9 protein-coding genes are annotated in these 6,986 nt (G+C 71.0%); 7 read left to right on the forward strand and 2 right to left on the reverse strand.

What is annotated here, in order from left to right; translation table 11 throughout:
- Positions 1 to 220, reverse strand: a 220-nt coding sequence (locus tag NHG85_RS18220) for a hypothetical protein (protein WP_370363061.1), incomplete at its 3' end; no start/stop codon positions are given.
- A 147-nt stretch (positions 221 to 367) separates the two neighbouring features.
- Here NHG85_RS18220 and NHG85_RS18225 point away from each other — a divergent pair.
- The 7 genes from NHG85_RS18225 to lexA all read left to right on the forward strand — a co-directional run bounded on the left by NHG85_RS18225 (position 368) and on the right by lexA (position 5,862).
- Positions 368 to 961, forward strand: a complete 594-nt coding sequence (locus tag NHG85_RS18225) for an anthranilate synthase component II (RefSeq protein ID WP_253335088.1) — start codon at positions 368 to 370, stop codon at positions 959 to 961.
- Positions 958 to 1,977, forward strand: a complete 1,020-nt coding sequence (trpD, locus tag NHG85_RS18230; RefSeq protein ID WP_253335090.1) for an anthranilate phosphoribosyltransferase — start codon at positions 958 to 960, stop codon at positions 1,975 to 1,977. Before NHG85_RS18225 ends, trpD begins: the two co-directional genes overlap by 4 nt.
- Positions 1,974 to 2,624: a uracil-DNA glycosylase gene (locus tag NHG85_RS18235; RefSeq protein ID WP_253335092.1), complete on the forward strand. Its 651-nt coding sequence runs from the start codon at positions 1,974 to 1,976 to the stop codon at positions 2,622 to 2,624. Before trpD ends, NHG85_RS18235 begins: the two co-directional genes overlap by 4 nt.
- A gap of 39 nt (positions 2,625 to 2,663) precedes the next feature.
- Entirely contained in the window at positions 2,664 to 3,473 is an 810-nt protein-coding gene (trpC, locus tag NHG85_RS18240; RefSeq protein WP_253335094.1) for an indole-3-glycerol phosphate synthase TrpC, read from the forward strand.
- Positions 3,470 to 3,943, forward strand: coding sequence for a cyclic pyranopterin monophosphate synthase MoaC (gene moaC / locus NHG85_RS18245; RefSeq protein ID WP_253335111.1), 474 nt, complete (start codon positions 3,470 to 3,472; stop codon positions 3,941 to 3,943). The genes trpC and moaC overlap by 4 nt, the downstream gene beginning before the upstream one ends.
- Positions 3,940 to 5,112, forward strand: coding sequence for a molybdopterin molybdotransferase MoeA (locus tag NHG85_RS18250; protein WP_253335096.1), 1,173 nt, complete (start codon positions 3,940 to 3,942; stop codon positions 5,110 to 5,112). The genes moaC and NHG85_RS18250 overlap by 4 nt, the downstream gene beginning before the upstream one ends.
- A 69-nt stretch (positions 5,113 to 5,181) precedes the next feature.
- Positions 5,182 to 5,862 carry a transcriptional repressor LexA gene (gene lexA / locus NHG85_RS18255; RefSeq protein ID WP_253335098.1) on the forward strand — a complete coding sequence of 227 codons (681 nt, stop codon included), beginning with the start codon at positions 5,182 to 5,184 and terminating at the stop codon, positions 5,860 to 5,862.
- On the opposite strand, the gene NHG85_RS18260 is transcribed toward lexA, so the two are convergent.
- The coding region (locus NHG85_RS18260; protein WP_253335109.1) for a ComEC/Rec2 family competence protein at positions 5,856 to 6,986 on the reverse strand (1,131 nt) is incomplete at its 5' end. The two genes, lexA and NHG85_RS18260, sit on opposite strands and share 7 nt — an antisense overlap.

The raw sequence follows: 6,986 nt of genomic DNA on the forward strand, positions 1-6,986 counted from the left end.
CGGGCCCGGTCGCGGGCTCCGCGAGCGTCTCGGGGTCGGGCTCGGCCTGCGGCACCACGCGGGTCACCGTCTCGCCAAGCACCTCGTCCGGGGCCTGCTGCACCACCCCGGACCCCGCCTGCGGCACGCGCGGCGGCTCGCCCATCAAGGATGCGATCGCCAGTGCTCCGGCCGAGACGATCAGCCCCCACAGGCCGCCGATGATGAACCCAGATCCCACGTTCGCTGCCCCGCTGTACCGTCCTGCCGGCAATCGTCCCTGCCCCGGACCTTGACGTTTCCCGCCTTGCGGTCCCATTTATGGCGCGACCTTACCAAGGGACCGCCGCCGAACGGTAGCCCCGAATTTTGCCCGGCCGGAGGAACCATGCTTCTGTTGATCGACAACTACGACAGCTTCACCTGGAACCTCGTGCACTACCTGGGCGAGCTGGGCGCCGAGGTGGTGGTCAAGCGCAACGACGAGATCGACGTCGAAACGGCGATGGCCATGGGCCCGGAGGGCATCGTGCTCTCGCCCGGCCCCTGCGACCCCGATCAGGCGGGCATCTGCCTGCCGCTCACCGGCGCCGCCGCCGAGGCGCGGATGCCGCTTCTGGGCGTCTGCCTCGGCCACCAGACCATCGGCCAGGCCTTCGGCGGGCGCGTCGTGCGCTGCCACGAGATCGTGCACGGCAAGACCGCCGAGATGCTGCACGCGGGCCGCGGCGTCTTTGCCGGGCTGCCCTCGCCCTTCCTCGCCACGCGCTACCATTCGCTGGTGGTCGAGCGCGAGAGCCTGCCCGAGAGCCTCGAGATCACGGCCGAGCTGGCCGACGGCACGATCATGGGGCTCAGGCATCGCGATTTGCCGATCGAAGGGGTGCAGTTCCACCCCGAGAGCATCGCCTCCGAGCACGGCCACCAGATGCTCAAGACCTTTCTCGACCGCCTGCCCGACAGCGCCCCGGTGGCGGCATGAGCAACCGGCTCAAGCCGCTGATCGCCGCGGCGCTCCAAGGACCGCTCAGCCGCGAGGAGGCCGAGGCGGCCTTTGGCATCCTGTTCGACGGCGATGCCACGCCGGCGCAGATGGCGGCCTTTCTCGTGACGCTCAGGATGCGCGGCGAGACGGTCTCCGAGATCGTCGCCGCGGCCAGCGTGATGCGCGCGCGCTGTCTCAAGGTGCGCGCGCCCGAAGGCGCGATCGACATCGTCGGCACCGGGGGCGACGGCAAGAACACGCTGAACATCTCGACCGCGACGGCCTTCGTCGTGGCGGGTGCGGGCGTGCCGGTGGCCAAGCACGGCAACCGCAACCTCAGCTCCAGATCCGGCACGGCGGATGCGCTGGGCCAGATGGGGGTCGAGGTGATGGTCGGGGCCGAGGTGGTCGAGCGGGGGCTGCGCGAGGCCGGGATCGGCTTCATGATGGCGCCGATGCATCACCCGGCGATGAAGCACGTGGGCCCGGTCCGCTCCGAGATCGGCATCCGCACGCTGTTCAACATCCTCGGCCCGCTGACCAACCCCGCCGGGGTCAAGCGCCAGCTCACCGGCGCCTATGATCCGGCGCTGCTCGTGCCGATGGCCAAGACGCTGGGCCAGCTCGGCTCGGAGCGCGCCTGGCTGGTGCATGGCAATGACGGCACCGACGAGCTGTCGATCTGCGGGCCGTCGCAGGTGGCGGCGCTGGAGAACGGCAAGGTCGAGCGCTTTGAGATCAGCCCCGCCGACGCGGGCCTGCCCGAGCATCCCTTCGAGGCGATCCTGGGCGGCACGCCGCAGCAGAACGGCGAGGCGCTGGCGGCCCTGCTCGACGGCGCGCCCGGCGCCTACCGCGATGCGGTGCTGCTGAACGCCGCCGCGGCGCTCGTGGTGGCGGACCGGGCGAGCGATCTTTCCGCCGGGGTCGACATCGCCGCGCTGAGCATCGATTCGGGTGCGGCGCGCCTTGCCATCGACCGCCTCGCCGCGATCAGTTCCGGCCGGGCGTGAGCGGCCCACCCGACAGCTGGGCCGATCTGCCGTTCTTTTCGGCGGACTGGCCCGCGCTGCGCGACCGGCTCGACGCCCTGCCCGAGGTCCTGCCCGACCCCGGGCTGCGGTTCCGCGCGCTGGAGCTGACCCCGCCCGGGGCGGTGCGCGTGGTGATCCTGGGCCAGGATCCCTATCCCACGCCGGGCCATGCCACGGGGCTTGCCTTTTCCGTGCCGCCCGAGCTCGCGAGGCTGCCGCGCTCGCTGGGCAACATCTTCGCGGAGATGCGCGACGACATCGGCTGCGCCCCGGCCTCCGGCGATCTGAGCCATTGGGCCGAGCAGGGCGTGCTTTTGCTGAACACCGCGCTTTCGGTCGAGCCGGGCAAGGCGGGCGGCCATGCGCGCTGGGGCTGGAACCGGCTGGTGGGCGAGGTTCTGGGCCGCGTCGCGGAGCGGCCCTGCGCCTTCCTGCTGTGGGGCAAGCACGCGCAGAAGATCGCGGCGCCGCACCTCTCCCCCGATCACCTCGTGATCGAGACCGCGCATCCCTCGCCGCTCTCGGCCCGGCGCGGCTTTTTCGGCTCGCGCCCCTTCGGCCGCATCAACGGCTGGCTCGAGGCGCGCGGCGATCCCCCGATCGACTGGTGCGGCCCCGCCGCCTGACCGCTTTCCAACGCCCCTTTCCCCCGGTAGAACGACGCCATGGACATTCTCGACAAGATCAAGGCCTACAAGCTCGAAGAGGTCGCGGCCCGCAAGGCGGAGCTGCCGCTGGCCGACATCGAGGCGCGCGCCGCGCAGGCCCCCGCCCCCCGCGGTTTCGCAGACCGCCTGACCGAAGCCGCCCGCGAGGGCTACGGCCTCATCGCCGAGATCAAGAAGGCGAGCCCGTCGAAGGGCCTGATCCGCGCCGATTTTGATCCGCCCGCGCTGGCGCGCGCCTATGAGGCCGGCGGCGCGGCCTGTCTCTCGGTGCTGACCGACGGCCCCTCCTTCCAGGGCGCGGAGGATTACCTCGTGCAGGCGCGCGAGGCGACCGAGCTGCCGGTGCTGCGCAAGGACTTCCTCTATGATCCCTGGCAGGTGGCCGAAAGCCGCAGCCTCGGCGCCGACTGCATCCTGATCATCATGGCCAGCGTCTCGGACGCGCAGGCGCGCGAGCTCGAAGATGCCGCCACCCGCTGGGGCATGGATGCGCTGATCGAGGTGCATGATCGCGCCGAGCTCGACCGCGCGGCCGAACTGAACTCCAAGATGATCGGCATCAACAACCGTGATCTCAACACCTTCGAGACCTCGCTCGACGTGACCCGCAAGCTGGCCAAGCATGTGCCGGTCGACCGGATGATCGTCGCCGAAAGCGGTCTGTCCACGCCCGCCGATCTCGCCGAGATCGCCCGCTACGGTGCGCGCAGCTTCCTCATCGGCGAAAGCCTTATGCGGCAGGAGGACGTGACATCGGCCACCAAGGCGATCCTCGCCAACCCGCTGACCGCACCGGGCGGCGCCTGATGGCGCTCACCCATTTCGACGAGGGCGGCCGCGCCCATATGGTCGATGTCACCGACAAGCAGGTGACCGACCGGCGCGCCGTGGCGCAAGGCGTGGTGCGGATGCAGCCCGAAACGCTGGCGCTGGTGCGCGAGGGGCGCGCGGGCAAGGGCGACGTGCTGGGCACCGCGCGGCTCGCGGGGATCATGGCATCCAAGAAGACCGCCGATCTGATCCCGCTGTGCCACCCGCTGCCGCTGTCGAAGGTGACGATCGATCTGGAGTGCGACGAGGCCCTGCCCGGCGTAAGAATTACCGCCACCGTGCGCACCACCGGGCGCACCGGCGTCGAGATGGAGGCGCTGACGGCGGTGTCGGTGACGGCGCTGACGATCTACGACATGCTCAAGGCCGCCGAGAAGGGCATGGAGATCGACGGCATCCGCCTCCTGCTCAAAGAGGGCGGCAAATCGGGGCTTTGGGAGGCGTGATCCCGGTCTCCGAGGCCCTCGACCGGCTGTTCGCGCTGGTCTCTCCCCTGCCGACCGAAGAGGTGCGCCTGACCGCCGCGCTGGGCCGGGTGCTGCGCTCGGAGGTGATCGCGACGCGCGATCAGCCGCCCTTTGCCGCTTCGGCCATGGATGGCTATGCGATCCGCGAGGTCGATCTCGCGCCGGGCGCGGTGTTGCGGGTGACGGGCGAGGCCGCGGCCGGGCATGCCTATGCGGGGCATGTCGGGCCGGGCGAGGCGCTGCGCATCTTCACCGGCGCACCGGTGCCCGAGGGGGCCGAGCGGGTGGTGATGCAGGAGGACACGGCGCGCGAGGGCGACCGGATCACCCTCGGCGATGGTATCTCGGACAACCGCAACATCCGCCCCGCCGGGGTGGATTTCCGCGCGGGCGACAAGCTCGTCGCGCCGCGCCGCCTTGCCCCCGCCGACATCGCGCTCGCGGCCTCGATGAACACCGACAGGCTCACCGTCTCGCGCCGCCCCGAGGTCGCCATCATCGCCACGGGCGACGAGCTGGTCGCCCCGGGCGGCGATCCGCGCCCCGACCAGATCATCGCGTCGAACGCCTACGGCCTGCACGGTATCGTCGAACAGGCGGGCGGCACGGCGCGGCTCCTGCCGATCGCGGGCGACAGCATGGGCGCGCTGGCGCAGGCCTTCGAGCTGGCGCGCGGCGCCGATATCGTGCTGACCATCGGCGGTGCCTCGGTGGGCGATCATGATCTCGTGGGCGACGCGGCGGCCGAGGCGGGGATGGAGCGCGCCTTCTGGAAGGTGGCGCTGCGCCCGGGCAAGCCGCTGATGGCCGGGCGCTTCGGCGCGGCGCTGCTTCTGGGCCTGCCAGGCAACCCGGTGTCGTCGATGGTCTGCGCGCATGTCTTTCTCGTGCCGCTGATCCGGGCGTTGTCGGGCCTGCCCGCGACACCTGCGCCACGCCGCCTTGCCCGGCTCGCCGCGCCGCTTGCGGCCAACGGCCCGCGCGAGCATTACCTGCGCGCGGCCTCGGGTCCCGACGGCGTCACGGCCTTTTCCAAGCAGGACAGCTCGCTTTTGTCCGTGCTGTCGGAGGCGGATTGCCTGATCGTGCAGCCGCCGGGCGACCGCGCGCGCGATGCGGGTGAGACGGTCGAGGTGATCGCGCTCTGAGGGCTTGACACAAAACGGGAACAGCACTAGAACGTATCCCCAACCGTCCGCGCGCACAAAGGGGCAACCATGCTGACCCGCAAACAGTCCGACCTGCTGGAATTCATCCATCGTCGGATCAAGGCCGATGGCGTTCCGCCCTCCTTCGACGAAATGAAGGATGCGCTCGACCTGCGGTCCAAGTCGGGCATCCACCGGCTGATCACCGCGCTGGAGGAACGGGGCTTCATCCGCCGCCTCGCCCACCGCGCCCGCGCGCTCGAGATCATCAAGCTGCCCGAGGCGATGGAGACGCGGCTCGCCGCCGAAGGCCAGGCGCCCGAACCCGATCCGAAGCCCGCCGACATGCCCGCCGAAATCGCCGCCATGGCGATGAACCTGCCGGTGATGGGCCGCATCGCCGCCGGTGTGCCGATCTCCGCCATCAGCGAGATCAGCCACGAGATCGCGGTGCCCGGCTCCATGCTCGGTCAGGGCAGCCATTACGCGCTCGAGGTGCACGGCGATTCGATGATCCAGGCCGGGATCAACGACGGCGACGTCGTGGTGATCCGCGAGACCGGCACCGCCGACAACGGCGACATCGTCGTGGCGCTGATCGAGGAGCAGGAGGCGACGCTCAAGCGGTTCCGCCGCAATGGCAAGCGCATCGCGCTCGAGGCGGCGAACCCGGCCTATGAAACGCGGATCTACAGCGACGATCAGGTCCGCGTGCAGGGCCGTCTCGTCGGGTTGATCCGCAGCTACTGAGTCCAGAGACGGCGGCCGGCCCGCTCGGCCACCGTCTCGATCCGCAGGCCTTCGGGCGTCTGCCATAGCGCGAGCGCGCCGGTCTCGCGCAGGCGGCGCGCGTCGAAACGCAGGCAGGGGCGCGGCGCGGGATCGATCTGATTGGCGATGAGGATGTCGGCCCCGTCGCAGCCCTGCAGAGCCGCGAGCGACGTCTTGCCCGTCACCTGCACGATGCTCGTATCCCCGAGGCGCAGCCGCAGCACCCGCTCATGTCGCGGCAGCGTCACCGGATCGTGTGCCTGCGCCTGCACCCGGCCATCGCCGTCATTCTCCAGCCAGACCATCGCGGCGAAACCGTCGCCCGTGGGCTTCGACAGCGCCCGCCCCTCCCTGGTCATCAACCCGAGAAGCGCGCCGCTGTCGCTGACCAGCAGATCGGGCCGCTCGGCGCGCGCCCAGAGCCCGGCGGCAAGGATGAGCGGCAAAAGCGCGACCGCCCGCCCCCGCCCCTGCCACAGCACCAGCCACAGCCCGCCGAGCGCCACCAGCGCCACCACCACCCCCGGCGGCGCGATCACCGCCGAACTGGCGCCATCGAGCGCCGCGATCCTCGCGCTGACCCACAGGATCCAGCGCGAGCCGTAATCGATCATCCAGACCGCCGGTTGATCGAGCCCGAGCGGGCCGGTCACGGCGAGGATCACCGCGCCGGGCATGACCAGCCCGCCCATGGCAGGCGAGGCCGCGAGATTGGCGATGAGCCCGTAATGCGCCACGCGGTTAAAATGCGCGGCGGCAAAGGGGGCGGTGGCGGAGCCCGCGACGATCGAGGTCAGCGAGAGGAGCGCCACCGGCATCCAAATCCGCGCAATTCCCTTGGGGCGGTGCCAGCCGGGCGGCAGCCGGCCCATCACGGCGACAAGCGCCAGCACGGCTGCAAAGGACATCTGGAAGCCGGGATTGAGCAGCGTCTCGGGCCGCAGCCCCAGCACGATCAGCGCCGCGATGGCCAGCCCGCGCAAGGAGAGCGCCCGGCGCTCCACCAGCACCGCGCCCAGGCTCACCGCGACCATGACGAAGGCGCGCTCCGTCGCCACGTCGCGCCCGGCGAGCGCGAGGTAGAAGGCCGCGGCCGGCAGCGC

The sequence above is a fragment of the Limimaricola litoreus genome, from assembly GCF_024159025.1.
Classification (GTDB): Bacteria; Pseudomonadota; Alphaproteobacteria; order Rhodobacterales; family Rhodobacteraceae; genus Limimaricola; species Limimaricola litoreus.

Coding starts and splice junctions, on each gene's coding strand:
- trpC (WP_253335094.1), top strand. CDS start 2,664: ATGGACATTCTCGACAAGATCAAGGCCTACAAGCTCGAAGAGGTCGCG.
- NHG85_RS18225 (WP_253335088.1), top strand. CDS start 368: ATGCTTCTGTTGATCGACAACTACGACAGCTTCACCTGGAACCTCGTG.
- trpD (WP_253335090.1), top strand. CDS start 958: ATGAGCAACCGGCTCAAGCCGCTGATCGCCGCGGCGCTCCAAGGACCG.
- lexA (WP_253335098.1), top strand. CDS start 5,182: ATGCTGACCCGCAAACAGTCCGACCTGCTGGAATTCATCCATCGTCGG.